Here is a 26322-nt window from a genome sequence, read left to right as displayed (position 1 = left end):
TATTTAAGCATTTTTTTCAATTAAATCAACGAAGCTATCAACAATGACTTGCATAAAGCCTAATGTTCCTTCGTTTGTGATACTACCATCTTCAGCGATGAATTCGCCAACATTACCTAAGTAAGCTTCTGGTTGTTGCATCGTTAGAACATTTAAGAAGACTAATGATTGACGTAAGTGGTGATTAGCACCAAAACCAGCTAAAGCTCCAGGTGAAGCACTAACAACTGCCCCAACTTTTTTATCCCAGATACTTGCACCATAAGGACGTGAGCCAACATCTAAAGCGTTTTTCAAAACAGCCGGTACGGAACGGTTGTATTCTGGTGTTACAAATAGGAAAGCATCTTTTGTTCCAGCATCTTCACGGAAACGAGTCCAAGTTGCTGGTACATCACTAACATCTAAATCTTCGTTATAAAGAGGCAAATCACTAATATCAAGAAATGATACCTCGTATTCTGCTGGGAAAAGCTTAGCCATTGCTTCAGCGATTTTCTTGTTAAATGATTCTTTTCTCAAACTACCAACTAAAATACCAATTTTTTTCTTAGACATATACATTCTCCTCATAAATTTAATTAACTTACTTTATGTAAGCTTCTAAACATAGTTTACCTCTGAATTTAAAATAAGGCAAGTAATATGATTATATTTTTTGAAAAATTTAGAATAAGCCAAAGTTACTGAGGAAGGATTAGTGATGTCGTGACTTAGTAGATAATTCTGACATAAGCTAACTAACTAACTACTTAATAAAAAACATCATTAATAAAACTGTCTTGGTAGCTAGGTAATAGTCTGGTTTGTAAGTTAATCTGAAGGGGAAATAGAAATTAAGTTTTAAACCTAAAAGTTAAAACACGAACAATAAAATGATTATCCAAAGTTATTGTGTGGTTTTTGTTGTAATTGTTGGAAGTTACCCTTATAATAAACAAATAATTCAATAAAAAAAGAAAATGTTGTTAGGAGCGAATACGATGCAAAAAAAGGCAGCCTACTTAATTTTGGCTCCAGGAATTAGTCTATTAGTTTTTTTTCTCGTTTTACCTTTAGTTTCAATCTTGTTACCAACTGTGTTTGAAAATGGGTTTACTTTATCTGCCTACCAACACTTTTTTAGCGATTCATACAATTTAGGAATTTTGATCCGAACATTAAGAGTGTCATTGATAGTCACCTTATTTTCGGCTATTTTTGGTGTGCCAACAGCTTATTACATTGCTCGCAGTCCGAAAAAGTGGCGAGGCTTATTGATGGCATTGACGTTGTTTCCATTGTTAACGAATTCTGTTGTCAGAAGCTTTGCTTGGATTAATATTCTAGGCCAGAAAGGGGTCATTAATAGTTTGTTGCTGAGTACTGGCTTAATTCAAGAACCAATTGTGATTCTATACACTGAATTTTCAGTCATTATTGGCTCAATTTATTTATTTTTACCAATCATGATTATGACTTTAGTCGGCTCAATCGAGAATATCGACACGGAAATTATGGAGGCAGCAGAAACATTAGGGGCTAGTCGTTTTGTGGCGTTTACGAAAGTTATCTTACCATTAACAATTCCGGGAATTATTGTCGGTAGCATTTTAGTCTTTACTGGTACCTTAACAGCTTACACGACGCCCCAGCTTTTAGGAGGAAATAAAAATGTGATGTTAGCCACCTTCCTCTATCAGAAATCAATGAGTTTAGGGGATTGGAAAGGGGCAAGTGTGATTGCTTTTGTGATGATTTTAGTTACATTAGTAGTCATGAAAGGCTTTAATTTACTTGCTAAAACAATCGATAGACGAGGTGAAAATCATGCGTAAACAACGAGGACTAACAGTTATTGCCTTTCTAGTTTTTGCTTTTCTCTTTTTACCACTAGTAATTATTATCGTGACATCTTTTGGGGAGAATCCAACGATTCAGTTTCCAATCGAAGGCTTTACTTTTAAGTGGTATCAAAATATTTTTGTTTCAGATGTTTTTACAGCCGGTTTTGTTTTAAGTTTACAAATTGGCGTCTTAGCGACAGTTCTTGCCTTATTAGTAGGAGTACCAGCCGCTTATGGCCTAGCTCGCAGCGATTTGAAAGGGCGTAAGTTGTTAAAAAGTTTCTTTCTTTCACCGACAATTGTGCCAGGGATCGTCGTCGGTTATGCCTTGTTCCAAATTGTCGTAATAAAGTGGCAGTTACCAGTCTTTCAAGGCTTGTTATTAGGTCATTTTTTAATTAGCTTGCCTTATATTATTCGGGTAGTCGGATCAAGTTTGGAACAGCTAGACTTTTCGATTGAAGAAGTTGCCTGGACTCTAGGCTGTACGAAGGTAACTGCTTTTATGAAGGTTGTTTTACCAAATATTACTTCAGGAATTTTTGCAGCCTTTATGTTAGCTTTTATCAATTCATTTAATAATATCCCAGTGTCGATGTTTTTATCCGGCCCAGGAGTTAGTACGTTACCATCTAGTTTATTAAACTACATTGAGTACAATTACGACCCAACAGTTTCAGCAATTTCTGTCTTATTAATGTTAGGAACGATTGGTTTGATGTACTTGATTGAAAAAACCTTAGGCTTAGCAGCCATTGCATAATGAAAGAGGAGGCAACAGTGTCATGTCATTTGTCGAGTTAAAAGATATCCGGGTAAGTTATGACGGGAAATCTGATATTTTAAAAGAGTTAAATATTTCAATGGAAAAAGGCGAGTTAGTCTCATTACTAGGCCCTAGTGGTTGTGGAAAAACGACAACCTTGCGGGTTATCGCTGGTTTAATAGAACCAAATGAAGGCCAGTTTACTTTGGAAGAACAAGACTTGACGAAAGTTCCTGTCCATAAACGAAATTTCGGCATGGTCTTTCAAAGTTATGCTTTATTTCCACATTTAACCGTGGCGGAAAATGTCGCTTTTGGGCTGAAACTCCGGAAAGAGCCGCAAAAAGAAATTGATCGAAAAGTCTCAGAAATGTTAACAGTTTGTGGCTTAGAAGAATTTAGTCACCGTTACCCGAAACAAATGTCTGGTGGGCAACGGCAACGGGTGGCCTTAGCTCGAGCTTTAGTCATTGAACCGAAGTTATTACTTTTAGACGAGCCACTTAGTAATTTAGATGCAAAGTTACGAATTAATATGCGGATTGAGATTAAACGAATTCAGCAACAATTGGGCATTACCTCGGTTTTTGTGACTCACGATCAAGAAGAATGTTTCTCAATTTCTGATAAAGTGGCAGTGATGAACAAAGGAGTCATTGAACAATACGACCGTCCGGAAGTGATTTACCATCGACCTAAAACCGAATTTGTGGCTCGTTTTATCGGCTTTGAAAACTTCTTCTCAGTTGCCCTAAGTGGGGAAGAGTATCGATCCCAAGATGGCAGTCGCTTTAAAATTGCTGAAGTCACTGATGCTTCAAAAACTGTCGCAGCCATTCGCCCAGAAGACATCGAAATTTTAGAGACAGCAGGCCAATATCAGGAAAATCACTTAGAAGGGACAGTGGCAGTTCGAACGTTCTTAGGTAAAAGTTATCAGTATGAAGTCACGACTAGTATTGGCAAGTTACTAGTTAACGGCACTGGTGCCCAACGTTACGAAACAGGGGATGTCTTACCTTTATATTTAGCAGAAAACAAATTAGTCTTAGTTTAAAAAAAGAAAATGGGAGTGTTTAATTTGAAAAAATATCTTACGGTAAGTGCAGTTGTTTTAATTAGTAGTTTAATCTTAGGTGCTTGTAGTAAAGAAACATCTAAAGGCGGGGAAGAAGGACCTCAAGAATTAGTCGTTTCGACTTTCGGAATTAGTGAAGATGTTGTCAAAAAAGATATTTTTGAACCTTTTGAAAAAGCGAATAATGTTAAAATCGTTGTTGAATCAGGAACGAGTTCAGAACGTTATACGAAATTAGCTAATAACCCAAACTCGAGTGTTGACGTGATTGAGTTAGCGCAAGGAAATGCTGCAAAAGGCTTCCAAGCGGGGTTATTCGCAGAAGTTGATGAAAAAAGTGTTCCAAATATGGCTTTCTTAACAGAATCAGCGAAAGGGGCAGTTGCTCCAGGGGCTGGTCCCGCTTATGTGGTAAATAGTATTGGGATTATTTATAATCAAGCAGCTACTGGTAAAGAACTGACAGAATGGGCAGATCTTTGGTCAGAAGACTTAAAAAGTAAAGTCGCTATTCCAGATATTGCGACAACTTATGGCCCAGCAATGGTTTACTTAGCCAATGATCAGCAAAAAACTGACTTAGAAAAAAACCAAGGCAAAGGTGCCTTTGTCGGCTTAAAAGCCTTAGAACCGAATATTGTTAAAACTTACGGAAAATCATCTGATTTAATTAACATGTTAAAATCAGGAGAAATTACAGCAGCAGTTGTAGGTGATTTTGCAGTGCCAATTATTGCTAATGCCGATCCAGAAGTTGAATACTTTGTCCCAGCTTCAGGAACATACGCTAACTTTAATACAGTCAATGTGACTAAAAATTCTAAAAACAAAGAACTGGCTCAAAAATTTGTTGACTGGAGAATTAGTCAAGAATTACAAGAAGTCACAGCTAAGTCTTTAAACGAAGCACCAACAAATACTAAAGTCGTCTTAGATGAAGCGACTTCAAAAGATAAAACCTATGGGCCAGTGGCAGAACGTCTGAAAAGAATTGATTTTGATTTTGTAAATGAAGAATTAACTAACTGGATTGATCAGTGGAATCAAACTTTTAACCAATAAAAAGGGAGACTCTTCAAAAGAAGCGAGGCTCTTTTGAAGAGTTTTTTATGATAAAGCCAGATAATCGTTGAAAGGATGTTAACAAATGACTATTGATTTATTAGTTACCAATGTCCAAATTTTTAATAGTTTTAATCGTCAGTTTGAGTCAGGTTCAATCGCAATTAGTGAAGGCAAGTTTTTTTATCGTAGTCAGGAAGATTTAAGTTATTTAAATCCAAAAGAAGTCTTAGACGGTGGCAATCGCTACATGATTCCAGGTTTACTAGACATTCATATGCATATTGAAAGTTCAATGACATTGCCTAGTATCTTTTCTAAAGCCGCTTTAACCTATGGTGTGACAACGATTGTTGCCGATGCCCATGAAGTGGCTAATGTCTTCGGGATTGTAGGCTTAAAGGAATACTTTAAAGGGGAAACCGAGTTAGATATTTTTCAAGCCATTCCCTCTTCAGTCCCTTCAACAACGAAAGCCTTAGAAACGACAGGTGGCGTCATTGAGTTAGCTGAAGTCGCCGAATTACTTGATTCACCAGAGGTCGTTTGTTTAGGGGAAGCGATGAATTTTAAAGGCATTGTGTCAGAGCCAGCTTCCTTAATTCGTCAAATCATCGCTTTAGTTCAAGAAAAACACCCTCGGATGCCGATTGAAGGCCATGTTCCTAGAATTACTGGGGAAGAATTAGCTCGCTTTAGTTATCAAGGAGTGACAGCAGATCATACTCATCAAAGCCCAGAGTCGATCTTAGAAAAAGTTTACAACGGAATGTTCATTGAATTACAAAGTAAATCAATTACCCCAGAAACTATCAAAACCGTAGTTGATCATCAGTTATACGAATATATGGCTTTAATTACTGATGATGTGATGGCTGATGATTTATTAACCAGTCATTTAAACGGGAACATCAAAAAAGCCGTTGCTTGTGGTCTACCAATTGAATGGGCGATTTACATGAGTACTTATACCCCGGCTCGGAGAATTGGCTTTCAAGACCGAGGGGCAATTGCCCCAGGTTTATTAGCTGATTTCATTTTATTAGATGATCTAACAACTTTTGAGATTGCAGCTGTTTATAAAAAAGGTCAGCTAGTTCATCGTCAAGGTGAAGCAATTCAACAGCCAGCAGTGATTGAAGAATTTCCGCCAGAGTATTATCAGTCTGTTAAGTGTCGATTGTTAACGCCGGTAGACCTCAAAATTGCGGCCCCGGCAACAGCAACTGAGGCTGATGTTAATGTGATGGCAATTCAAGCAGTTGGGACCTTCACAACTCAGGAAAGTAAGACCTTACCTGTTGTTGATGGCTATTTAAATTGGGAAGATAGTGGTTTAGCTTTAATTATTGTCATGGAACGTTATGGCTTAAATGGCAATATCGCTTACGGCTTTGTCGACCAAGGGCTTCATGAAAAAGGTGCTGTAGCAACGACTTGGGCTCATGATCATCATAATTTAATGGTTATGGGAACTGATTCAGCTAGTATCTTGGAAGCACAAAAAACATTATTAGCGCTTCAAGGGGGCTATGTTGTCGTTAACCAAGGGGAGCTTGTAGCTACTTGCCCTTTACCGATTGGTGGGATTTTAAGTGCCGCCCCTTTAGCTGACTTAGGTCAAAAACTTAAAGATGTCAGACAAGGAATGGTTGACTTAGGTTACCGTAATGGTAATGAAATTATGTCTTTTTCAACGCTATCTTTACCAGTCTCACCAGAAATTAAAATTACCGACAAAGGGATGATGGCAACTAAGAGCCAAGAATTGATTCCTTTAATTAGGAGGTTTAGATGAGACAGTTAATTAAAAATGTTTATATTTTAACAATGGATCAAGACGTAACTGTTTATCCAACAGGTTACTTAATCATTGAAAAGGATCGGATAGCAGAGATTGGTCAAATGTCGGAATTAGTTTATCAGGCCGAGGCTTTTGAGGAAGTCACTGATGGCGAAGGGGGGCTATTAATTCCCGGTTTAATCAATACACACACCCATCTAGGCATGATTCCTTTTCGCTCCCTTGGCGATGATGTACCAGATCGGTTACGGCGATTTTTGTTTCCTTTAGAGAAGTTTATGACTCAAGAATTAGCGGTAGCTAGTGGGAAGTATGCGATGGCGGAGATGCAGTTAGCAGGTGTGACAACTTTTTTTGATATGTATTATTTTGCCGATGACTTAGCAGCCGCCGCCGTTACTATGAAGAGCCGGGGAATTATCGCCGAAACGGTAATTGATTTTCCAACTTGTGACAGTCAAACTGCTCATGGTGGCATCGATTACAGTCAAAACTATCTGCCAAAATGGCTGAATCACGAATTAGTTACGCCAGGAATTGCGCCTCATGCACCAAACACGAATAGTGAAGAGGCCTTGATTGCAGCCAGCCAATTAGCACGGCAATACAACGTTCCCTTAATGATTCATTTAGCAGAAATGGATTATGAAATTAGTTATTTTGCCGAAAAATATGACTTAACCCCAGTCGCTTATTTAGAAAAAATCGGTTTTTTAGGTGAGCATGTTGTGGCAGCTCACTGCATCTTCATCAGTGAGGCAGATATTCAAATTTTAAAACGAACAGGAACGAAAGTCGCTCATTGCTTAGGCGCTAATACGAAATCTGCTAAGGGAGTGGCACCGTTAAAAGCCCTTCTAGCAGCAGGTGTGCCAGTTGGTTTAGGGACAGATGGGCCTAGCAGTGGCAATACTTTAGATCTTTTTTGCCAAATGAAGCTAGTCGGAAATATGCATAAAACAGTTTTAAAAAACAGAAGTGCTTTTCCCGCTGTGGAAATCTTACAATTAGCGACTAATGGGGGAGCAGAAGTCTTAGGGATGAAGGAGCAAATCGGTTCCATCGAAGTGGGGAAAAAAGCGGACTTAGTACTCATTGAAACTCAGTCGGTCAATATGTTTCCACTCCATGATCCATACAGTGTCGTCGTTTATTCAGCTAATAGTAGTAATGTGGAGACTGTTTGGATTAACGGGGCAGTCGTTGTTAAACATAAAGAACTAGTTGGTCACAAGTTAAAAGGATTACAGCAAAATTTAGCAACAGAAATGACTGAATTTAATCAAGAAGTTGCTAAAATAATGACCCCAGACTAGCTAAAAGAACAACTAAAAAGCGTCAAAAAGTTAAGGAGTCCTTTAACTTTTTGACGCTTTTTAAAATTTTACCTTTCTTGAATCTTAAGACGCAAGAGGGCTTCTTCAATCTCAACAATCGTTTCGGGATCGGTTTCCGTTGTTAATTGCTCTGAAATAAAGTCGATGATGCCAATGTTGCCGGGAGTAGCTAGGATGCTAATTGCCCAGATGGCAGTTCCGCGAATCACCGGTCGGGGGTCATTTTCAACTAGGGCTAATAAATTCGGAATGGCACTTTTTTCTTTGGCATTGGCTAAGGCAATAATGGCGTTACGTTGAATCGGCTTTTTCCCACGCCAAGAGCCAGCTAAAGGGCCAAAGGTTTCTTTGAACTCACGATTAGAAATCGTTAATAAAGGCTTCAATAATGGGGTAACAACTTCAGGTTCTGGTTCCATCTCAGGGTGGAAATGAGAATCTTTGCCTTTATTAAATGGACAGACTTGCTGACAAATGTCACAGCCATAAATAATCGTTCGAATTTTTGGTCGATATTCAGTTGGCATATAGCCTTTTGTTTGAGTTTGATAAGAGAGACATTTCTGACCATTCATTCGACCATCACCTAACAAAGCTTCAGTAGGGCAAAGATCAATACATTTAGTACAACTGCCACATTGATTTTCAATTGGCGTATCTGGTTCAAAAGGGATATTAGTAATCACTTCACCTAGATAAACGTAAGAACCGAATTCTTCGGTGATTAATAAGCCGTTTTTACCAATAAAGCCTAGTCCTGCTCGTTGTGCCACAGCCACATCAATTAATTCGCCAGTATCAACCATTGGTTTAAAGCGAATTGATTCATCATTTTCACACGCTTCTTGAATAAAAGCCATTAATTTTTCTAAACGTTCTTTTAAGATATCGTGGTAATCAATCCCCCAGGAAGCCCGGGCAAAACTGCCTCGTCGTTCCCCTTTAATCGAAGGGGCTTTCGTTTTCATTTTCGTCGGATAAGCTAAGGCAATGGAAATGATTGACTGAGGCTGATCAAAAATTAATTCGGGATAAAGTCGTTCATCAATCTCTTGATGTTCAAAACCAGTTGTATGACCAGCGGCTTTTTGTTCAATTAGACTGGCTTTTAGGTGATCGAAAGGGGTGGCATCAGTAAAGCCAATTTTATCGATCCCTAAGTCTTGACTGGCGTTAATGATTTTTTGTTTCAGTTCTTGGTACATTAACTAACAACTCCTTTCTTGCTAACGTGATAACTTAGTCCTTCTATAATAACAGTAAGGGGAAAAATAAACAATTCCACGAAAGAAGGAATAAAAAAATCCCTCTACTAAAAAGGTAGAGGGGTAAAGTTTAATTTTCTAAAAGACTCACGCGGTCAGCGTGACGACCTTCTTGAGGCGTGGCTTGTAGCCAAGTGTCAACTAACATTAAAGCTAAGCCTTCACCAGTTACTCGTTCACCAAGACATAAAATGTTTGTGTGATTATGTTCGCGAGTTGCTTGAGCTGAGAAGTTATCGCCAACAACTGCTGCGCGAATGCCGCTCATTTTATTAGCTGCGATGGACATTCCAATACCTGTCCCACAACATAAAATCCCTAAGTCAGCTTCTTTAGCTAAAATCGCATTCCCAACTTTTTTAGCATAGTTTGGGTAATCCACACTAGCTGTGTCATCTGTCCCTAAGTTAAGAACCTCAATTCCTTGTTCTTCTAAGTGCTTTTTGATAGCATTTTTTAAATTCATACCACCATGATCATTTGCAATTGCAATCTTCATTGTCATATCCCCTTTAGCATCATAATTTAAAGACCTCTTAATTATACCAAATTAAGAGGCCTTTGTGTTTTAGATATTACCGATTATGCCAAAGGCTGCTAAAAGACCACCTACGACAATTAAAACAAGTAAGACAGTTGTTGGTTTCAGTTTCTTTTTCAACATAATAAAAGTTAACATCGTAACAACTAATGGTAGGAACCCAAGGACTAATTTATCTAAAACATCAGTCTGAATCGACATAAACTCACCTTTACTTAAAGCGATTTTTAAAGGGGAAGAAATCGAGACAAATTGAGCAGCTAAAGCGCCAATTACTACTGCTCCTAGTGTTTGTGAGAAAGTCATGACTTTCGGCAGTAAGGAGCCGGATAAGATTTTCGTAATGCCTTCCTTACCAGTCTCGTAACCTTGCATCCACAATTTATAAGCAATGATTAACATAATTGCCATATGTAAAGTGAAGAAGGCGACAGGCCCCATTAAAATATTTCCTTCAGCAGCAAAAGGTAAGGTGAAAGAGAGTAAGATTGGAATTAAAGTTCCTTGCCATAAAGTGTCTCCGATCCCTGCTAAAGGTCCCATTAAACCAGTTTTTAAACCATTAATGGTCCCACTATCAATAGGTGCGCTATTGGCTTTTTCTTCTTCCATGGCAATTGTCATGGAAAGAATCGGCCCACCAAATGATGGTTCAGTATTGAAGAAGTTCATGTGACGTTCAAGTGCGTCTTTCATTTCATCGGAGTCTTTGCCGTAGAGTTTTTTCAAAATTGGTGAAAAAGCATGGACGACCCCAGTTGCTTGTAAACGTTCGTAGTTGTAGTTTGCATGTGAAAAGAATGTCCAACGCCAAAAGGCACGAACAACGTCAGACTTACTTAATTTTTTTTCAGGAACTGCTTGGTTAGTTTCAGTTGGAGTAGTATTCTCAGTCATTATGCTTGCCTCCCATCTTTAAGATATAATTCTGTAAATACATAAGCAATTACGAGAGCGAAAAGTGACACAGCTAAAATAGGTAAGCCAGAATAAACAGTTAATAGGAAACCGAAGAAGAAGAAGACTAAAGTCCCTTTGCCATTCATTGCACGTAAGTTCATGGCGATCCCCAAAGCGGGTAAGATGCCACCAATGGCAGATAAAACAGCTAGAGGTTTCCCAGCTAGGGAGTCAATGACACCTTTAACTGCATCGGCACCGTAGTAGCTAGCAAGAGCCACAGGGACGACAGTAATTAAAATTAAAAATATTTGCGGAGGCCAGACATGTAAAAAGTTAATGCGATCAATATTTCCTTCTTCAGCAGCTTTGTCAGCTAAATGAACGAAAGTAATATCAACAGTCATATGTAAGACCCAAATAATAGTACCGAGCAAGCCGATTGGTACAGCTAAAGTTGTTGCTACAGTAGGCGAAACATTTGCTGCCATTGCTAAGGCTGTCCCAAGTGTACCTGCCAAAGCCGGGTCCATAGCGACAGTTCCCCCAGCTGAAATAAATGCTAAGTAAGGTAAATTAATTGCTGCCCCGATAATTGTTCCTTTTACTGGGTCTCCTAAAATAAGTCCGACAACGGCTCCATTGACCATTGGGCGCATCCAAGCGTGTGTGCCAAGTAACGAAATCCAAGGGGTTCCATTAATACCAAGATAGTAAACAAACCCGATTAGTACTGCTTGTATAAAACTAATCTCCATTGCTATTCTCCTTTAAAATTTATTTTATAACATCCCGTTCACGGAAACTGATTTTTCATCAGGAATGACGTGAACTTTTAAGCCAACATTATGTGCGATGATTTTTTTGAACTGTTCTTTTTCTTCATCGGAAGCAGAAATGTTTTTGTAAAATTTCTTCCGCTCTTTGTTAGCCCCCATGCCACCGATAATAACATCAGTCAGATTGACACCGTTTTCAATTAGTGAGACATAAACCCCAGGACCTTTAGTTAAAATAATGACTTTTTTATCATTTGAAAGGTGATTGATTACTTCTGGGGCGTCAGCTACGGTTAAAATATCTAGACCAATTCCCATTGGGACAGCCATCTTAATAATCGTTTTTGTAAAGTCATCGCCAGCTGTCTGGTCATCAACAATGATAATATGATTGCCACCTGTATACTGCAACCAAGCAGTCATAACCTGTCCGTGAATTAAGCGATCATCAATTCGAGCTAATACAATTTTTGCCATTAAAATTTCCTCCTAGTAGTTTTAAGCTTGTGACAAGATTACTTATATTGAGTAGATATGAGTAAGTCGTCTAGTTATTTAGTTTATTTAATTCCGTGAAAAATTCTTTAATGCCATCAACACCGGTTTCAAGTGAACGCATAGTCGTTTCAGTTAAGGAACTACCAAGCATGCGTTGATTAAAGGCTTCAATCAACATCGGTAAGTTAACCCCAGCAACTAAGCGATACTCGGTATCACTAAGATTTTTATGATTTAAGGCTGTTTGGTTATAAGGGCTTGCTGAATAAAGGTCTGTGAAGACGATAACACCTTCACCTTGATCTAATTTTTTAACTGATTCTAAAATCTCAGTCGAGAAATCTTCGATACTATTGCCGTGACAAAGTGCTAAAGTCTGGCAGTTTTCTTGTTTCCCCATAATTAACTCGACACTGTCGAGAATACCTTCAGCAAATTTTCCGTGTGTTGCAATTAAAACACCGATCATATTTTCACCACCTTTGACTTTATACATTGCAAGAGCCGTGCCAAGTTTGTAAATAATAGTGTGTTACTAAAGGAAAGACTAGACTAGTCAAGGGCTTAGGTTTTTCGAAAGTCTGTGAAAAAAACTAAAATGACACACTCTTTATGAAAGAAGTGTGTCATTTTAGTGTGTTGGTCGTTGAATTGCCAGTGTGTCAAGCTAGTGTGCCGAAAGCTAAAGACAAGGGAGTGTTGGGGACGTTTCACAAAGTGGGGTCTGTAATCTTTTCAAAGATACTTCGTTCTGAAAAAATAAATATTTCGGTTACGTAAGCGAGTTCTGAATCTGGAATTGTAATTCCCCACAAGTTATCAATTTGTTTAAATGCTTGGGAAATACTGTGATAGATTTGTTGATGATGGGCCATTTTGTTTACTAAGTCTTTGTAGGAATAGGTTTCATTTTGAATGACCCGCTCAAGCATACACGTTGTATGGAAAATATATTTGACGTAGAGAGCGTTTGTATCAGCAATTCCTAACTCAGAGATAATCTGATGAAAGGTTTCGGTTAAACTTTCAATAGCCTTCTTCGAATCAATAAAAGTTAAGACATTTTGAATCAGGGTGACTAACTTAGGATTATCAATGTAATTATGGATCGGTGTGGAAAAGTCATCTTCAGCGTGGCGTTCTTTAATTTGATAGTCACTAATATTGGCCATACTTTCAACTAAACCGTCTAAAGTTGTCGAAGCCATTAAAGATAAACGAGTCGCTTCTAAAACAGTTAAGGTACTGACCATATTAAGGGATTGAACTTGAATGCCTGTTTCTTTAGCAATGATACTACCAAAACTGGTCAAAGAGCCCATATCTACTAGCAAGAGCACGCCTTTTCCTTGGTTGATTTCAGTCACTAAAGTTTTAGCTTGTTCGAGGACGGTACTAACTTTTTCATCTAAAGGCATACACAAATAATGGGCATGCTCGGATTTTAGCAAAATATTTGAAACATGGGCCAATTCTTTAGCGACTTGGCCATGGGTAATTACTAATATGCCAACATGTTGACTATGAGTATCTAGTGTCAGGGACTCTAGAAAGACTGCGATAAAGCCGATTTCATAAGTAGGTATTCTAATGTTCTTCTTTTGTTCCAACAAGTTAATAATTTTTTTAGCCATTGTGTAATAAGTCGATTGATTATTAATCATTAATTCAGATTTAGGTTTTCGTAAGGCTTGGTTGTCATTAATCCGTTCAATCAAAGCGACTAAATGTAAAATAATCCCAATAATCGCATTCTCTTGAACATTAATGCCATACTCTGCTAAAACTGACAGCAGCAAGGAGTTAATGAATGAGTAGTCTTCTTTTGTGATGAGTTTATAAATAGGTTCTTCGTGAAGGTTCTCAGCATATTTAAATTGATTTTTTTGTGAGAAATAGTTTATCAGCTCTTTATCAACTAAATGGGTCACTTCTTCAAGTTCGAGTCCTTGTTTAAAATATTGTTTAGAAGTCTCTTCGATTTTTGCGTAAAAATTTTGTTCTAAGGTTTTATCAACAAAGAAGTTTTCTAAACGTTTACTTTTATTTGTAGGATGAAAAACAAAGCCGGTTTTATTTGACCAATAAAATTCATGGGATAGTAGGGCACGTTTTTCATCAAAAACATCAAAGTAATCAACGTATTGGCTTGGTAGTTGGGACAGTTTCACATTTACGGTTTCCGTCCCTTTGGTTAACATTTCGACAAAAGCACTGGCGCAGATTAATTGGACATCATTGCAAAGCTGACCAATATTATTTTTACAATCATAAACGAGAAAATACTTCATAACCTCGTTAGAAACATGAATTGGACGATTAATTTTTTTAGCTTCTTGTTCAAAATTAAGTATAATCAATTCCATTCGCTCCTCAAGGGAACGTTCCCGTAATGGTGGAATTGAAATAATATTAGGAATACGTCTTAAAAAAGTTTGTAAAATTGAGACATCGACTTGCTCTGTTGTAGCTGAAATAATTAATACATCGGCGTGATGAACTTGATGGGATTCCCCAAGTCGGCGGTATTCTCCACGATCAATTAAAGAGAAGAGCATTTCCTGACCTTCTGGTGGTAAGCGATGGACTTCGTCTAAGAACAAGATGCCTTTGTCGGCTTGGGCAACAATCCCTTGGCGGTCAGAGGTTGCACCAGTAAAAGCCCCTTGGACATGACCAAAAAGGTGGGAAAGTAAGAGTTGTGGATTGCCAGCATAATCAGCACAGTTGAAGATAATATAAGGGGCAGAAGGTTTAAATTTCTGGGATTCTAAAGCAAACTGATACATAGTATTAGCAAAAGTCGTTTTACCAACCCCAGTTTCTCCAATCAGTAAAGTGTCGAGACCTTTAGGCGGGTAAAGAATAGCCGCGATTGCTTGTTGGACTTGGTAAGTCATACTTTTATCAAAACCAATTAAATTAGCAAAAGATTCAGTCATCTTATTTTGTTTTTTTGAAGTAGCTGGATCACTAACTGGCTGGTTGTTAGCTAAGGTTGCTGATTGATTTTCAGACTCAAGACAAAAATAGTGATAAAATTCTTTTTGATTATTAAAAAAAAATTTATCAATCGGCTTTTCAAGTAAATTTTTTTCGGCACTAATAAAATAAACTGGACGGCCATTGATCTTTATAATTTTCTGCTCTTTGTGAAGAACATTTAATTCACGACTGACATTGCTGCGAGAAAAGCCAGATTGTTCAGCTAAAAAATCTGCTGACCAGCCGTAGATGTGGTCGTCGCTAGCAAGAGTGAGGCTTGCCGATAAATCTAATAAGGCTTGATAAACGGCAGTTTTTCGAGTGCTTGACATGATATTTGTAACCCCTTTCAATGAGTTTGTTTATTATCATAGCACAAATTAACTGAAAGTCGATAATCAACATTGAGGAAAAAAACGAAAAAATTTATCTTGACTATTTTTTTTTCCTTTGCTAATATCTGTGGTGAGTAGATATGAGCAATCTCTGGTAAATAGAAAACGGAGGATTGCTTTATGAAAAATGAACAAGTTAGCTCGAAAACTTATCGCTTAGTTGCGGCAGGTGAAGTTGTTTCAGAAATAATCGAGAGAGAGGTCAAACCTGGCTGGGTCGTAGTTGAACCGAATATTGCCAGTGTTTGTCATGCGGATTTGAGGTATTATACTGGTAGTCGGAGGCCAGAAGCGATGAAGAAAAAATTACCAATGGCTTTATTGCATGAGGGGATAGGTGTCGTTGTCTCAAGTCGATCTGAAAGGTTTGTCAAAGGGGATCGGGTCGTGATAGTTCCGAACATCCCAGGTGAAGTCTTAGATCCAGAAAAATACCCAAACGAAAAAAAGATTCCTGTCAATTATACTCAAGGTAACCAATTTTTAGGGAGCGGCTACGATGGCATCGCCCAAAGTCGTTTAGTTCAGCCTGCCCAGTGTTTAGTCAAAATTCCTGATGAGATTCCTGACGAAATTGCTGTTTTAGCAGAACTTTGTACAGTCTCTTATCATGGCGTTAGTCATATTGAAGAACGCTTACGGGACCCTAAAACGAAAGTTGCCTTATTTGGTGATGGCCCTGTTGGTTACTTAACAGCAGCAATGATTCGTTATTTATACGGAGCTGAAGCTGAGCGATTTACTGTTTTCGGAGCAGACCCTGAAAAGCTAAGTAAATTTACTTTTGCCCGTCAAGAAATGGTGCAAACTTATGATTTTACTAATAATCCTGAAAAGTATGACGTTGTCTTAGAATGTACTGGTGGTCGTTTTAGTGAAAGTGCCCTGAACCAAGCCATTGATATTTTCGCACCTTGTGGGGATCTAGTCATTATGGGAGTCAGTGAAGAGCGAGTGCCGATTAATACTCGGGACATACTAGAAAAAGGCTTACGGTTGTATGGCAGTAGTCGTTCTTCAACTTCAGACTTTGAAGCGGTTATTAAAGCCTTTGAAAATCCTGATTATCGGGAAGCTTTAGGGGAAATCTTACCGCAAGAGTGGAACGTAGTGACTGATGAGCAGAGCTTTAAAAAAGCCATGGATCAAGTCGTTGAAAAGCGGGACTGGCATAAAACTATTTTAGATTTTAAATGGTCATAATAAAAAAGCAAGCGAAAAGAGTCTTCTTTTTGCTTGCTTTTCTGTGTTTAATAGATGACTTCCACGTTGTGTTCTGCGACTAAAAGGTTGATGTGATCGGGTAAAGGTTGATCGGTTATCAACATATCAATTTTATCAAAGGGAATACTTAAATAAAAATAATCACTATCGATTTTACTACTGTCAGCTAATAAAATAATTTTTTTGGCTTGCTTAAAAAAAGCTTGTTTGACTTGGGCTTCTTCTTCAGTAGCATCTGAACCACCTTGACTACTAAAGCCACGACAAGAGACGATTGCTACATCCGCAGAAAAAGAGCGAATGCTATCACAGGCCATGACACCAGTGATTGAAGATTCTTTATTTCTGACCCGACCACCGACTGTATAAATGTCATGATTCGTTTGAATCCCTAAAATATAAGAAGTTAAATTACCATTAGTCAAAATTTTTAGATTATCGAATTGATTTAATTTTTTTGCTAGTTTAAAAACCGTACTACTAGAATCTAAAAACAAACTTTGGCCTTCTTGAATGTGAGCTAAAGCTAGTTCAGAGATGTACTCTTTAAGGTTTTCGTTATTCCTTTCACGATATAAAAAGGGTAACTCATAACGTTGCTCACCTAAATACATTGCTCCACCACGAGTACGGCTAATTTGGCCATTTTGAGCTAGCACACTTAAATCTCGTCTAATGGTAGCTGGGCTACTATACAGCTGCTGGCTAAGTTCCTTAGTTGATAAAAAGTGATTTTTTTTAAGTAAGTTTAAAATTTGAATCCGTCGTTCTTCCGGTAACATCGAGAGCCTCCTTAAGATTTTTCTTTATCATATCACAGAATGATCAAAAGTGATTGTTGATGTTGGTTAATGTGATTGAAGATGATTGTTAGTCATCTTTATCGCCAGACCTTGTTGACTGTAATTGATTGATTTATGCTAGAGCTAATAAAAAAGAGAGAAGGAAAATGTATGAATAAAATGAAAGTCGCTGTATTTAATGATGTTAAATCTCTTGAAATTGAAGAAGCCTATTTACCAAAAGTAACTGCTTCAACGATTTTAATAAAAGTTGAAGCATGTGCTGTTTGCACATGGGAACAACGGGTTTATACCGGTGTTAAAGAAGTCAGTTTTCCCTTTATTGGTGGGCATGAAATTGCTGGGGAAATTGTCGCTCTTGGTAGTGAGGTCAATTCTTTAATTTGGAAAGTTGGCGCTAAAGTAGTTTATGGAACTAATTTAGCTTGTGGCGATTGTTACCAATGTAAAAGTGGTGATGAGCAAAATTGTTATAATTTTGACCATAGTAAACAATTGCCAGGGCTGCCTTACCCGGGAATGGGAGGGTTCTCAGAATATATTTTAGTTGAGCCAAGGCATTTATTTCCTTATTGGCACGTCACACCTCAAGAAGCAGCTTTAGCAGAACCCTTATCTTGTGTGATTCATAGCTCTGAAACAGCCGGGATTGCTTATGGTGACACCGTCGTCGTAATTGGTTGTGGCATTATGGGGCTGCTCCATATTCAATTAGCTGTTAAAAGCGGGGCCTTGGTTATTGCGAGTGATCCGCAACCGGAGCGTTTAGTTAAAGCCCAAGCATTAGGGGCCCAACACACCATTAACCCTTTAGTAGAAAATCTTGAAATCGCCGTTCAAGAATTAACTCGCAATATTGGGGCGCAAATTGTTTTTGATACGACTCCGATTGCTGAAATCGTCAGTCAAAGTTTAGATTTGCTAGCAAATAACGGCAAGCTAGTTTTATACTCTTCCTTTTATCCTGACTCACCAGTGGCTTTTAGTCCCGACACTTTACATAAAACCGCCACTCAAATTCAAGGGACAGCTAATTCAAATAGTCGTGATTTTATGCGCTCCGCTAAAATGATTAGTGAGGGAATTATTGATATGAAACCTTTAATCAGTGCTGTCTATGGCTTTGAAGACATAAAGGCCGGTTTAGAGTCGGCTATTCAAGGGGATAAGTATCGAGTAGTGATTGATTATCAAAAGAAAGAGGGGGACGTATCATGTTAGTAACTTTAAAAGAACTATTAGCCCAAGGAACTAAAAAAGAGATAGCAGTCGGCGCCTTCAACGTGCCAAATTACGACACTTTACGAGCAGTCATTCATAGTGCGGAAGAATTAAATGTCCCGGTAATTATTCAACATGCCGAAGTTCATGAAAATCTGATTGCCCTTAAAGAAATTGGCCCACTGATGATTGCCATGGCGAAAGAAGCCAGTGTTCCAGTTGCTGTTCACTTAGATCATGGGGCTAGCTTTGAGAAGTGTGTGGAAGCCATTCGCTTAGGTTTTACTTCAGTTATGTATGACGCTTCTGATAAACCATTTGCAGTCAACCTGGCAGAAATGAAAGAAATCGTCAAAATTGCTCATGCTGTTGGAGTATCAGTGGAAGCAGAGCTAGGTAGTATTTATACTTCAGAAATTGGTGGTGGCGAAGGGCGAACAGATCGTAGTCTAGTAGAGTTACAGCCTGAAAATATGTACACTGACCCCTCACTAGCAAAGGAATTTGTGGAAGGAACAGGAATTGATTGTCTAGCAATTGCTTTTGGGACAGTCCATGGCATGTACTTGACCAAACCAGTCTTAGATTTAGAACGGATTACCGCTATTAAAGAGCAAATTGACCTCCCATTTGTCATGCATGGCGGCTCAGGGGTTTCAGCAGAAAATTACCGAGCAGCGATTGCTAAAGGAATTCGTAAAATAAACTATTACACTTATATGAATAAAGCCGGTGGTCAAGGAATAGCTGAGGTCATTAGGAATCGTCAACAAGCAGAACTAATCTTTTTTGATGAATTATCACTAATTGCTTACGAAAGTATGAAGGTAAACATTAAAGCAGCTTTGAAGATTTTTAATAATTTATAGTAAACAAAAAACGCTAATAATTTAGCGTTTTTTTGTTTGAATCGGATTAAACCCTTCATCAGTCACAAAATCAGGCAACCCCCAAATATTTAATTCTGTTTTTTTAGCAGTGGCCTCAAGTTCTTGAAAAAAATCACGATAGATGAGGGGCTGTTGCCAATAATCTAGGGAACGAGCAAAGCCTTGTCGTAACAGCTCACTTTGTAAGAGAACTTTCTCTTGGTTAAAAACATAAACCAGGAGCCGCTCATACTTATCCAAAGGCGGACCAGTTTCTAAGGCTAAATAAACCTCAGAAGAAGAGGCTAAAAATTTCTCTACAAAGGCCGTTGCTTCTAAAGCGAATGGTTGAACCTCCTGGTCGGGAATTTTAGATTCAGGCGTGTCGATTCCTAATAAACGACTTCTGACTTCATGACCGTTTAAGTTAAAAATAATCGTATCCCCATCAATCACGTAGACTGTAGCCACTTTAAATAAAGTTAACTGCGGCAAGTCTTGGAAATTCTGACCAGTAAAGTGAGTGATTTCTCCTTGATTTGAAATTAACGGTTCTAGGACTGGCTCGGGGTCGGCTTCAGTTGGAATCAAGGCGGTGATTTTTTCACGAAGGCTTAAGATTGCTGGAAACTGATCAAAGAGGGGCGTTTCCATTAAAAGAATAAATAAAATAATAACTAAAACACAGATCCAGCCAGCTGTCCTTTTCATCTGGAGCCCTAAGTATTTCTAACAGCATAGGCGTCTAATAAGACCCGGCTGATAACTTGTAGTGGCAGACGAGAACGGACTTCGTAGTCAGGAAAATACGAAATTGGCGACTTAAATCCCACAAAAACTAAATCTGACAGCTGGGCTAAAGGCCCCCCTTGATTAGCAGTGATAGTAATACTAGTAATATCATCTTTGCGACAGTTTTCAGCAGCCTCAACTAACTCCGGTGTTTCACTATTTAAAGAGACAAAGATAATTAAATCATCTTTTGACAAAGTTTGGCTCATGTGACGAATAATATTAGGATCGTCATGCATTTCACAATACTTATTTAACAGTTGTAGTTTAACCATCATTTCTTTGGCAATTAATTCAGAAAAGCCTCGGGCGAAAATACAAACTCGCTGAGCCGCTTTAATTTTTTGAATGGCATCTTCAATGGTGGCACTGTTTAACATATCAATAGTACGAGTAACTTCTTGTTGATTTTTTAAAATCGCTTGTTTAATTTCTTGATCGACTTGCTCCATAATTGCGAATTTAGGATTGTTAGCTTCTTGATCTTTTAAATGATGTTTGAACGCTGTGAAGCCATCGTAACCCATTTTTTTCATTGTCCGAACGACAGTTGCTGTTGAAACATTACTGTCTTCACTTAATTTGACAATCGACATTTCGGGAATCTTATCAATGTTTTTATGAATGTAATCAAGTAAAAATTGTTCCGTATGACTTAACTTTTTTTGTTTGGCTAGCTTAGTTTTCATCTTAAAGACCTTTCTTGTAAATGTTTTCAAGTAATTATAGTGAAACAGAAAACCTTTACATTCTTTTTTATGACATAATTCTAACATAGAACAGAATAATTAACTAAAAGAAAGAGTGAAGAAGATGATCGTGACCTGCACAATGAATCCAGCAATTGATTTATTTGTAAGAACGAACTCCTTTTTACCTAAAGTTGTCAACCGAACACTAGAAGATGATATTCAGCCTAATGGCAAAGGGGTAAATGTTTCTTTTGTTTTAAAAATGTTAGGAATCGACAATCAAGCAATTGGGTTTACTGGAGGCTTCACGGGAGAATTTATCAAAAAATCCCTCGTGGAAAAAGGTATTAGCACAGATTTTGTAGACGTCACTGAAGCAACGCGGATTAATGTCTTTACGAAAGTCGAAGATCAAAAGCAAGAGTACAAACTAGTCAACCAAGGGCCAACTATTCCGAAAGTCGCTTTTACTGAGTTACTAGGTAAAATCAGTCAGTTAACAGCTGGGGACCTGCTGTGTGTCTCAGGAAGTAACCCGAAAGGCATTAGCGATCATGATTTACTAAGGTTAGCGGAATTAACTTATGAACGGAAGGTTCCATTAGCGATCGATACGAGTTCACCAATTTTGTTAGAGCTATTAAAGTATCGTCCTTTTTGCCTGAAGCCTAACGAAGAGGAACTGGCTGCTCTGTTTGGCAAAACAGACTTGACTGAAAAAGAGATTCATTTTTACGGACAAAAACTAGTTTCCTTAGGTGCGAAACATGTGATTGTGTCTTTAGGGGAGCGAGGAGCTTGTTACTTTTCAGAAGAACTATCATTACAAGGGAATGCTCCTAGAGGTCAACTCGTTAATTCCGCCTGTGCAGGCGACACTTTATTAGGGACGTTTCTTGGTTTATTAACAAAAGGGGAAGACTTGCAGAATTGTTTAAAATTTAGTATTGCAGCTGCCAGTTCCACGGCGTTCACTGAAGGCTTAACGGATTTTTCAGATGTCTTAACTTTATCAGAAGAAATCAGGATTACCCAGATTTAAAAGAAAGAGGGAGAAAACATGACGAAGTATCAAATTATTGCAGCTACAGGTTGTCCAACTGGGATTGCCCATACGTATATGGCACAAGAAGCTTTAGAACAAGCCGCTAAAAAAGCCGGTGTCACAATTAAAGTTGAAACTCATGGTCAAGTCGGGATTGAAAATCAATTAAGTAGTCAAGAGATTGCTGAGGCGGAAGTTGTGATTATTGCTGCAGATAAAGATGTCCACCCTGAGCGTTTTGCTGGGAAACGGGTCATTGATGTCTCGGTTTCGAAAGGCATTCGTGAGGCCGAGCAATTAATCGCTGATGCTTTAGCCGGTAAAGGCAAGGTATCAGGCGCTGCTCAAACTGGCAATAGTAATGAGGTTAGTCGTAATGACTTAAACATCGGTCGCAAAATTTACAAAGATTTAATGAACGGCGTATCCCATATGTTACCTTTTGTCGTCGGTGGCGGAGTCTTAATTGCCATGAGTTTCTTATGGGGGATTTATTCTGCTGATCCTGCTAATGAACAATACAATCAATTTGCCGCCATGTTAATGGAAATTGGTGGGTTAGCAATGGGGGCAATGGTTCCGATTTTGTCAGCCTATATTGGTGAAAGTATTGCCAAACGACCAGGTTTAGTCGTTGGTTTTGTTGGTGGGATGATTGCCTTAAATGGTGGTGCCGGTTTCTTAGGGGGAATTGTTTCAGGTTTCCTAGGGGGCTATGTGATTGTCTTACTTAGTCACTTATTAAAGAAACTACCAAAAGCCTTAGATGGTTTAAAAGCAATTTTCTTATACCCGGTTTTAGGGGTCTTTATTACTGGTTTAGGCATGTATTTCTTAGTTATTCCGATGAATGCCATTAACGAAGGGATGATGAGTTTTTTAACAGGCTTCCAAGACTCTAATCCGATTATCTTAGGCTTACTAGTAGGTTGTATGTGTGCTTTCGACATGGGCGGACCTGTGAATAAAGCTGCTTATGTGACTGGAACCGCCTTATTAGCCCAAGGCAATCATTACTTTATGGCAGGAGTGTCAGCCGCTTGTATTGCCCCACCATTAATTACTGGTATCGCTGTCGCTTTATTCGGTAAATATTTCGATGAAACGGATCGCAATGCAGGTTTTGTTAACATTATTTTAGGCTCAACTCATATTACCGAAGGGGCCATTCCTTTTGCTGCTAAAGACCCTTTGCGAGTCTTGCCAATTATGATGATTGGTTCATCAATTTCAGCAATCTTAACTTATTTAATGCGAGTGCAAGTCCCAGCGCCCCACGGTGGTTTCTTAGTACTACCAGTTGTCACAGGCAAACTTGCTTGGGTGAGCGCGATTCTCATTGGCTCGCTAGTTGGTGGAGTCTTACTAGGGCTCTTACAAAAACGGAAATTCGAAAAAAATAATAGCGAATTAGCTTAAAAGAGGGTTGAAAATGGACATTTTAAGAGAAGAACAAATTAAAGTCGCCGCTACTTACGCCAACCAAGCAGAAGTATTTACGGAAATCGCCGCTATCGCTGTCGCAGCAAACATCGCAACTCAACCGATGGAAGTAATCGCTAGTTTAAAAGCTCGGGAGCAAGAAGGCACGACGGGAATGATGGATGGTTTTGCAATCCCACATGGTAAAAGTTCAGCTATTAACAGACCAGGGATAATCATTATTAGTCTGAAAGAAGGGATTGAGTGGCAGTCCCTTGATGGCCAAGCAATTACTTTTGTTGTCGCCTTATTAATTCCAGCAGGAGAAGCTGGCACGACTCACATAAAGCTCTTATCAAAAGTTGCCCGGATGTTAATGCAAGAACCGATTAAAGAGGCCTTGAAATTAGCCACTACAGCTAAGGAAATTCACCAGATTATAAATTCAAACTTAGGAGCGTAAAAATGACACTGACAGCAGAAAAATTAAAAAAAATGCAGCAATTATCAACGAAAGAAGGCATCATCTCCGCTTTGGCGATTGATCAACGAGGCGCAATGAAAAAAATGATGGCTCAAGCCGGTGTCACCGAACTTGATCCGCAAATGATTGAAACTTTTAAAGGCTTAGTCTCAGAAGAATTAACGCCTTTCGCCTCAGCGATTTTACTTGATCCTGAGTATGGGGGATTAGGAGCTGAAAAACGAGAAGAAACGACTGGTTTATTATTAGCTTACGAACAAACTGGTTATGACACGACTGTGCCAGGTCGTTTGCCAGACTTGATTCCGGAAATGTCAGCTAAAAGAATCAAAGAAGCTGGGGCTGAGGCAGTGAAGTTTTTACTTTATTATGATTTTGAAGAAGATGAAGCAATCAACCAAGTCAAACAAGCTTTCGTTGAAAGAATTGGTTCGGAATGTCGTAGTGAAGAGATGCCTTTTTACTTAGAATTATTATCTTACGATCAGCATATCAGCGATAACAACAGTCAAGAATTCGCAATGAAAAAACCTGCCAAAGTGCTAGCAATGATGGAAGAATTTTCTAAAGACCGTTACAATGTGGATGTCTTGAAAGTCGAAGTGCCAGTTAATATGGCTTTCGTTGAAGGCTTTGCTAAAGGTCCAGTCATTCATACTCAGGCAGAGGCCAGTGCCTTATTCAAAGCCCAAAGCGCAGCCACTAATTTACCTTTTATTTTTTTAAGTGCTGGCGTATCGGCGGCGTTGTTTCAAGCAACCTTACGATTTGCTAAAGCTGGGGGCTCAACCTTTAACGGTGTCCTTTGTGGTCGGGCAACTTGGGCCGCTGCTGTTGAAATCTTTGTGAAAGACGGGGAAGCAGCCACTCGTCACTGGCTCCAAACAACAGGGCGCCAAAACATGGAAAGTCTGAATCAAGTCTTAGCTGAAACAGCTAGCTCCTGGTTTAGTTAAATCGACTAAAGGAGGTGTGACAACAGTCGTTTAAATACAAGTAATTGGAAATAAATCCGAACAATCAGTTCTTTTGATTGTACGGATTTGTTGAAATTATCGTAGTATTTGACTTTTGGAACCCGTTAGTCAAATAACGTTCGTCAAAATCAAGGGGGCGTCGACTACTGTCACGGTGCCTTTTTTTGATCAAAGGAAAGTTTCGTCTGACTGATGAAAAAGGAAAGTAAAAACAAGCTCAGAAAGGTTCCTTCCCGAACAACTAAGGGGGCAGAAGTCATTAAAGTTACTAAGAGGGAGAAAGCGACTGAAAAAAGATCAATACTATAGCGAAGTTGTTTAAATGTGAAGGCTGTTTTTTCAGCTAAGATGAGACAAACTCCTTCGATTGGGAAAGTTAAAACGTGTAAATTAAGAACCATCCCTGTTCCAAAGCCTGCTAAAGCTAAGCCTAAAATAAATATACTGAGTTTTAACGGGTAACTGTTCAGGGTAAAATTGCCTAAGATTTGATAAGAGAAAAAATTAATGACTTGTCCAAAGGCTAGGAGGGCAATTAATTGGCGGAGATAAGTCCCTTTCAATTTAAAGTTAGTTAGGCAGATGTATGCGAAAAGAAAACTGCCATTGACTAAAATAGTCACTGTACCAATTTTTAAGTGGCTCAAATAAGCTAAGCTTAAATTTAAAGAATTAAAACTACTAACGCCTACTCCAGCGGAAATAGTTAAGCTAATGCCAAAGGCGGTTAATAAATAAAAAGCGAAGGAGCTAGCTAAAGCAAACTCTTTTTTTAACATGTAATCATTCCTTTCACTTGTAATTTATCAGCTTTCCTAAGATAATTATATGAGATATCTCACATTAGGAGTGATAAAATGGAAAAACATCTGCTAGCAATCACCTTACTGGAAGAACAATTTGGCAGGAGCTTGCAAGACATTGGAGAAATCAAGACTTATCAAGTTGGTGAAAGGTTAATCAAGTTTAATCAAGGAACAGATAAATTATTTTTTTTACTAGCTGGTAAAGCTAAAATTTATTTACTCCATGAAGATGGCAAACAGTCGCTAATCCAGTTCCTTAGCACTGGCGAGCTAGTTGGTGAGTTAAGCTTATTAGGCATCGAAGAGCGAACAAAAGATGTGATTGCTCAAACAAACTGTACGTGTTTAGTAGTCCCTGTAGCCATAGCAAAAGCACAACTTTTAACAAGTAATTCGTTTCTCTTAGGACTGAATCAGTATTTAGGGAAGAAGTTACTTCTTCGAACCGAGCGCTTAACGGAAAGTTTGAATTATCCTTTAATTAATCGTTTAGGGGCTTTTGTTTTATTTGCAGAAAACCAAGGACTTTATCGGGAGAAACACACTGAAGTTGCCGAGTATTTAAACGTTAGTTATCGCCACCTTCTCCATACGTTTCAAGAACTCCGTCAGCAAGAGTTAATCGTGAAAGAAGGAACATTTTATCGCATTTTAAATAAAAAAAAGCTTGAAGATATCGCAAAAGCCATCCATTCATGATAAACTGTAATTAAACAATAATTAAACACGTTTGTGAGAGGTGGCAGAAACT

26 protein-coding genes are annotated in these 26322 nt (G+C 38.5%); 14 read left to right on the top strand and 12 right to left on the bottom strand.

All coding sequences use genetic code 11. The features are described 5' to 3' along the window. Positions 1-3: 3 nt before the first annotated feature. Positions 4-558, bottom strand: coding sequence for an NADPH-dependent FMN reductase (locus CBF35_RS03635; protein WP_126778629.1), 555 nt, complete (start codon positions 556-558; stop codon positions 4-6). A 425-nt stretch (positions 559-983) separates the two neighbouring features. On the opposite strand from CBF35_RS03635, the gene CBF35_RS03630 reads away from it, so the two are divergent. The 6 genes from CBF35_RS03630 (at position 984) to CBF35_RS03605 (ending at position 7852) form a co-directional block, all read left to right on the top strand. Beyond that, the gene (locus CBF35_RS03630; protein WP_126778628.1) at positions 984-1817 is read left to right on the top strand and encodes an ABC transporter permease; all 834 of its coding nucleotides are present in this window, start codon (positions 984-986) and stop codon (positions 1815-1817) included. Further along, on the top strand, positions 1810-2589 hold the full coding sequence (locus CBF35_RS03625; protein WP_126778627.1) for an ABC transporter permease: 780 nt from the start codon (positions 1810-1812) through the stop codon (positions 2587-2589). Before CBF35_RS03630 ends, CBF35_RS03625 begins: the two co-directional genes overlap by 8 nt. A gap of 22 nt (positions 2590-2611) precedes the next feature. Beyond that, positions 2612-3649, top strand: coding sequence for an ABC transporter ATP-binding protein (locus tag CBF35_RS03620; RefSeq protein ID WP_126778626.1), 1038 nt, complete (start codon positions 2612-2614; stop codon positions 3647-3649). 24 nt (positions 3650-3673) lie between these two features. Further along, the gene (locus CBF35_RS03615; protein WP_126778625.1) at positions 3674-4732 is read left to right on the top strand and encodes an ABC transporter substrate-binding protein; all 1059 of its coding nucleotides are present in this window, start codon (positions 3674-3676) and stop codon (positions 4730-4732) included. Positions 4733-4817: 85 nt separating this feature from the next. Then, positions 4818-6530 (top strand): adenine deaminase C-terminal domain-containing protein, encoded by a 1713-nt coding sequence (locus CBF35_RS03610; RefSeq protein ID WP_126778624.1) that lies wholly within the window; start codon positions 4818-4820, stop codon positions 6528-6530. Next, positions 6527-7852, top strand: a complete 1326-nt coding sequence (locus CBF35_RS03605) for an amidohydrolase (protein ID WP_126778623.1) — start codon at positions 6527-6529, stop codon at positions 7850-7852. Before CBF35_RS03610 ends, CBF35_RS03605 begins: the two co-directional genes overlap by 4 nt. A 68-nt stretch (positions 7853-7920) precedes the next feature. Here the strand turns inward: CBF35_RS03605 and queG are convergent, their stop codons facing one another. The 7 genes from queG to CBF35_RS03570 form a co-directional block, all read right to left on the bottom strand. Continuing rightward, positions 7921-9078, bottom strand: a complete 1158-nt coding sequence (gene queG / locus CBF35_RS03600) for a tRNA epoxyqueuosine(34) reductase QueG (protein WP_126778622.1) — start codon at positions 9076-9078, stop codon at positions 7921-7923. A 130-nt stretch (positions 9079-9208) separates the two neighbouring features. Beyond that, positions 9209-9637: a ribose 5-phosphate isomerase B gene (rpiB, locus tag CBF35_RS03595; protein ID WP_126778621.1), complete on the bottom strand. Its 429-nt coding sequence runs from the start codon at positions 9635-9637 to the stop codon at positions 9209-9211. A 69-nt stretch (positions 9638-9706) separates the two neighbouring features. Continuing rightward, positions 9707-10576 (bottom strand): PTS system mannose/fructose/sorbose family transporter subunit IID, encoded by an 870-nt coding sequence (locus tag CBF35_RS03590; protein WP_126778620.1) that lies wholly within the window; start codon positions 10574-10576, stop codon positions 9707-9709. Then, a complete protein-coding gene (locus CBF35_RS03585) occupies positions 10576-11337 on the bottom strand; it encodes a PTS mannose/fructose/sorbose/N-acetylgalactosamine transporter subunit IIC (RefSeq protein WP_126778619.1) in 762 nt (253 codons plus the stop codon). The genes CBF35_RS03590 and CBF35_RS03585 overlap by 1 nt, the downstream gene beginning before the upstream one ends. Positions 11338-11361: 24 nt before the next feature. Beyond that, positions 11362-11835, bottom strand: coding sequence for a PTS sugar transporter subunit IIB (locus CBF35_RS03580; protein WP_126778618.1), 474 nt, complete (start codon positions 11833-11835; stop codon positions 11362-11364). Between the two features lie 70 nt (positions 11836-11905). Next, the gene (locus CBF35_RS03575; RefSeq protein ID WP_126778617.1) at positions 11906-12325 is read right to left on the bottom strand and encodes a PTS sugar transporter subunit IIA; all 420 of its coding nucleotides are present in this window, start codon (positions 12323-12325) and stop codon (positions 11906-11908) included. A 241-nt stretch (positions 12326-12566) separates the two neighbouring features. After that, a complete protein-coding gene (locus CBF35_RS03570) occupies positions 12567-15173 on the bottom strand; it encodes a sigma-54-dependent transcriptional regulator (protein WP_126778616.1) in 2607 nt (868 codons plus the stop codon). A gap of 183 nt (positions 15174-15356) precedes the next feature. On the opposite strand from CBF35_RS03570, the gene CBF35_RS03565 reads away from it, so the two are divergent. Next, positions 15357-16439: an alcohol dehydrogenase catalytic domain-containing protein gene (locus CBF35_RS03565; RefSeq protein WP_126778615.1), complete on the top strand. Its 1083-nt coding sequence runs from the start codon at positions 15357-15359 to the stop codon at positions 16437-16439. A gap of 47 nt (positions 16440-16486) precedes the next feature. Here the strand turns inward: CBF35_RS03565 and CBF35_RS03560 are convergent, their stop codons facing one another. Continuing rightward, the gene (locus CBF35_RS03560; RefSeq protein ID WP_126778614.1) at positions 16487-17242 is read right to left on the bottom strand and encodes a DeoR/GlpR family DNA-binding transcription regulator; all 756 of its coding nucleotides are present in this window, start codon (positions 17240-17242) and stop codon (positions 16487-16489) included. 171 nt (positions 17243-17413) lie between these two features. On the opposite strand from CBF35_RS03560, the gene CBF35_RS03555 reads away from it, so the two are divergent. Continuing rightward, positions 17414-18484, top strand: coding sequence for a zinc-dependent alcohol dehydrogenase (locus CBF35_RS03555; RefSeq protein WP_170174702.1), 1071 nt, complete (start codon positions 17414-17416; stop codon positions 18482-18484). After that, entirely contained in the window at positions 18478-19353 is an 876-nt protein-coding gene (locus tag CBF35_RS03550; RefSeq protein ID WP_126778613.1) for a class II fructose-bisphosphate aldolase, read from the top strand. Before CBF35_RS03555 ends, CBF35_RS03550 begins: the two co-directional genes overlap by 7 nt. Positions 19354-19374: 21 nt before the next feature. Here the strand turns inward: CBF35_RS03550 and CBF35_RS03545 are convergent, their stop codons facing one another. Both CBF35_RS03545 and CBF35_RS03540 read right to left on the bottom strand, forming a co-directional pair. Then, positions 19375-20064 (bottom strand): thermonuclease family protein, encoded by a 690-nt coding sequence (locus CBF35_RS03545; protein ID WP_126778612.1) that lies wholly within the window; start codon positions 20062-20064, stop codon positions 19375-19377. 8 nt (positions 20065-20072) lie between these two features. Next, a complete protein-coding gene (locus CBF35_RS03540; protein WP_126778611.1) occupies positions 20073-20834 on the bottom strand; it encodes a MurR/RpiR family transcriptional regulator in 762 nt (253 codons plus the stop codon). Positions 20835-20958: 124 nt separating this feature from the next. Here CBF35_RS03540 and pfkB point away from each other — a divergent pair, with 124 nt between their 5' ends. The 4 genes from pfkB to lacD are packed head-to-tail and all read left to right on the top strand — an operon-like array spanning position 20959 to position 24744. After that, the gene (pfkB, locus tag CBF35_RS03535) at positions 20959-21879 is read left to right on the top strand and encodes a 1-phosphofructokinase (RefSeq protein ID WP_126778610.1); all 921 of its coding nucleotides are present in this window, start codon (positions 20959-20961) and stop codon (positions 21877-21879) included. Positions 21880-21897: 18 nt separating this feature from the next. Further along, positions 21898-23301 (top strand): PTS fructose transporter subunit IIC, encoded by a 1404-nt coding sequence (locus CBF35_RS03530; protein ID WP_126778609.1) that lies wholly within the window; start codon positions 21898-21900, stop codon positions 23299-23301. Positions 23302-23314: 13 nt separating this feature from the next. Beyond that, positions 23315-23767, top strand: a complete 453-nt coding sequence (locus tag CBF35_RS03525) for a PTS sugar transporter subunit IIA (RefSeq protein ID WP_126778608.1) — start codon at positions 23315-23317, stop codon at positions 23765-23767. A gap of 2 nt (positions 23768-23769) precedes the next feature. Then, the gene (gene lacD, locus CBF35_RS03520) at positions 23770-24744 is read left to right on the top strand and encodes a tagatose-bisphosphate aldolase (protein ID WP_126778607.1); all 975 of its coding nucleotides are present in this window, start codon (positions 23770-23772) and stop codon (positions 24742-24744) included. 170 nt (positions 24745-24914) lie between these two features. On the opposite strand, the gene CBF35_RS03515 is transcribed toward lacD, so the two are convergent. Next, positions 24915-25544, bottom strand: coding sequence for a DUF6198 family protein (locus CBF35_RS03515; protein ID WP_126778606.1), 630 nt, complete (start codon positions 25542-25544; stop codon positions 24915-24917). 54 nt (positions 25545-25598) lie between these two features. Here CBF35_RS03515 and yeiL point away from each other — a divergent pair, with 54 nt between their 5' ends. Next, entirely contained in the window at positions 25599-26270 is a 672-nt protein-coding gene (gene yeiL, locus CBF35_RS03510) for a transcriptional regulator YeiL (protein ID WP_342352312.1), read from the top strand. Positions 26271-26322: the final 52 nt, after the last annotated feature.

This window comes from Vagococcus salmoninarum (assembly GCF_003987495.1).
Lineage (GTDB): Bacteria > Bacillota > Bacilli > Lactobacillales > Vagococcaceae > Vagococcus_D > Vagococcus_D salmoninarum.
The sequence above is the reverse complement of the archived record's forward strand: the minus strand, read 5'-3'. Positions and strand labels throughout refer to the sequence as shown.

What these genes read in the sequence shown, in the direction of transcription:
- CBF35_RS03635 (WP_126778629.1), bottom strand. Translation starts at nt 558, where the DNA reads ATGTCTAAGAAAAAAATTGGTATTTTAGTTGGTAGTTTGAGAAAAGAA.
- CBF35_RS03630 (WP_126778628.1), top strand. Translation starts at nt 984, where the DNA reads ATGCAAAAAAAGGCAGCCTACTTAATTTTGGCTCCAGGAATTAGTCTA.
- CBF35_RS03625 (WP_126778627.1), top strand. Translation starts at nt 1,810, where the DNA reads ATGCGTAAACAACGAGGACTAACAGTTATTGCCTTTCTAGTTTTTGCT.
- CBF35_RS03620 (WP_126778626.1), top strand. Translation starts at nt 2,612, where the DNA reads ATGTCATTTGTCGAGTTAAAAGATATCCGGGTAAGTTATGACGGGAAA.
- CBF35_RS03610 (WP_126778624.1), top strand. Translation starts at nt 4,818, where the DNA reads ATGACTATTGATTTATTAGTTACCAATGTCCAAATTTTTAATAGTTTT.
- CBF35_RS03605 (WP_126778623.1), top strand. Translation starts at nt 6,527, where the DNA reads ATGAGACAGTTAATTAAAAATGTTTATATTTTAACAATGGATCAAGAC.
- queG (WP_126778622.1), bottom strand. Translation starts at nt 9,078, where the DNA reads ATGTACCAAGAACTGAAACAAAAAATCATTAACGCCAGTCAAGACTTA.
- rpiB (WP_126778621.1), bottom strand. Translation starts at nt 9,637, where the DNA reads ATGAAGATTGCAATTGCAAATGATCATGGTGGTATGAATTTAAAAAAT.
- CBF35_RS03590 (WP_126778620.1), bottom strand. Translation starts at nt 10,576, where the DNA reads ATGACTGAGAATACTACTCCAACTGAAACTAACCAAGCAGTTCCTGAA.
- CBF35_RS03585 (WP_126778619.1), bottom strand. Translation starts at nt 11,337, where the DNA reads ATGGAGATTAGTTTTATACAAGCAGTACTAATCGGGTTTGTTTACTAT.
- CBF35_RS03580 (WP_126778618.1), bottom strand. Translation starts at nt 11,835, where the DNA reads ATGGCAAAAATTGTATTAGCTCGAATTGATGATCGCTTAATTCACGGA.
- CBF35_RS03575 (WP_126778617.1), bottom strand. Translation starts at nt 12,325, where the DNA reads ATGATCGGTGTTTTAATTGCAACACACGGAAAATTTGCTGAAGGTATT.
- CBF35_RS03570 (WP_126778616.1), bottom strand. Translation starts at nt 15,173, where the DNA reads ATGTCAAGCACTCGAAAAACTGCCGTTTATCAAGCCTTATTAGATTTA.
- CBF35_RS03565 (WP_126778615.1), top strand. Translation starts at nt 15,357, where the DNA reads ATGAAAAATGAACAAGTTAGCTCGAAAACTTATCGCTTAGTTGCGGCA.
- CBF35_RS03560 (WP_126778614.1), bottom strand. Translation starts at nt 17,242, where the DNA reads ATGTTACCGGAAGAACGACGGATTCAAATTTTAAACTTACTTAAAAAA.
- CBF35_RS03555 (WP_170174702.1), top strand. Translation starts at nt 17,414, where the DNA reads ATGAATAAAATGAAAGTCGCTGTATTTAATGATGTTAAATCTCTTGAA.
- CBF35_RS03550 (WP_126778613.1), top strand. Translation starts at nt 18,478, where the DNA reads ATGTTAGTAACTTTAAAAGAACTATTAGCCCAAGGAACTAAAAAAGAG.
- CBF35_RS03545 (WP_126778612.1), bottom strand. Translation starts at nt 20,064, where the DNA reads ATGAAAAGGACAGCTGGCTGGATCTGTGTTTTAGTTATTATTTTATTT.
- CBF35_RS03540 (WP_126778611.1), bottom strand. Translation starts at nt 20,834, where the DNA reads ATGAAAACTAAGCTAGCCAAACAAAAAAAGTTAAGTCATACGGAACAA.
- pfkB (WP_126778610.1), top strand. Translation starts at nt 20,959, where the DNA reads ATGATCGTGACCTGCACAATGAATCCAGCAATTGATTTATTTGTAAGA.
- CBF35_RS03530 (WP_126778609.1), top strand. Translation starts at nt 21,898, where the DNA reads ATGACGAAGTATCAAATTATTGCAGCTACAGGTTGTCCAACTGGGATT.
- CBF35_RS03525 (WP_126778608.1), top strand. Translation starts at nt 23,315, where the DNA reads ATGGACATTTTAAGAGAAGAACAAATTAAAGTCGCCGCTACTTACGCC.
- lacD (WP_126778607.1), top strand. Translation starts at nt 23,770, where the DNA reads ATGACACTGACAGCAGAAAAATTAAAAAAAATGCAGCAATTATCAACG.
- CBF35_RS03515 (WP_126778606.1), bottom strand. Translation starts at nt 25,544, where the DNA reads ATGTTAAAAAAAGAGTTTGCTTTAGCTAGCTCCTTCGCTTTTTATTTA.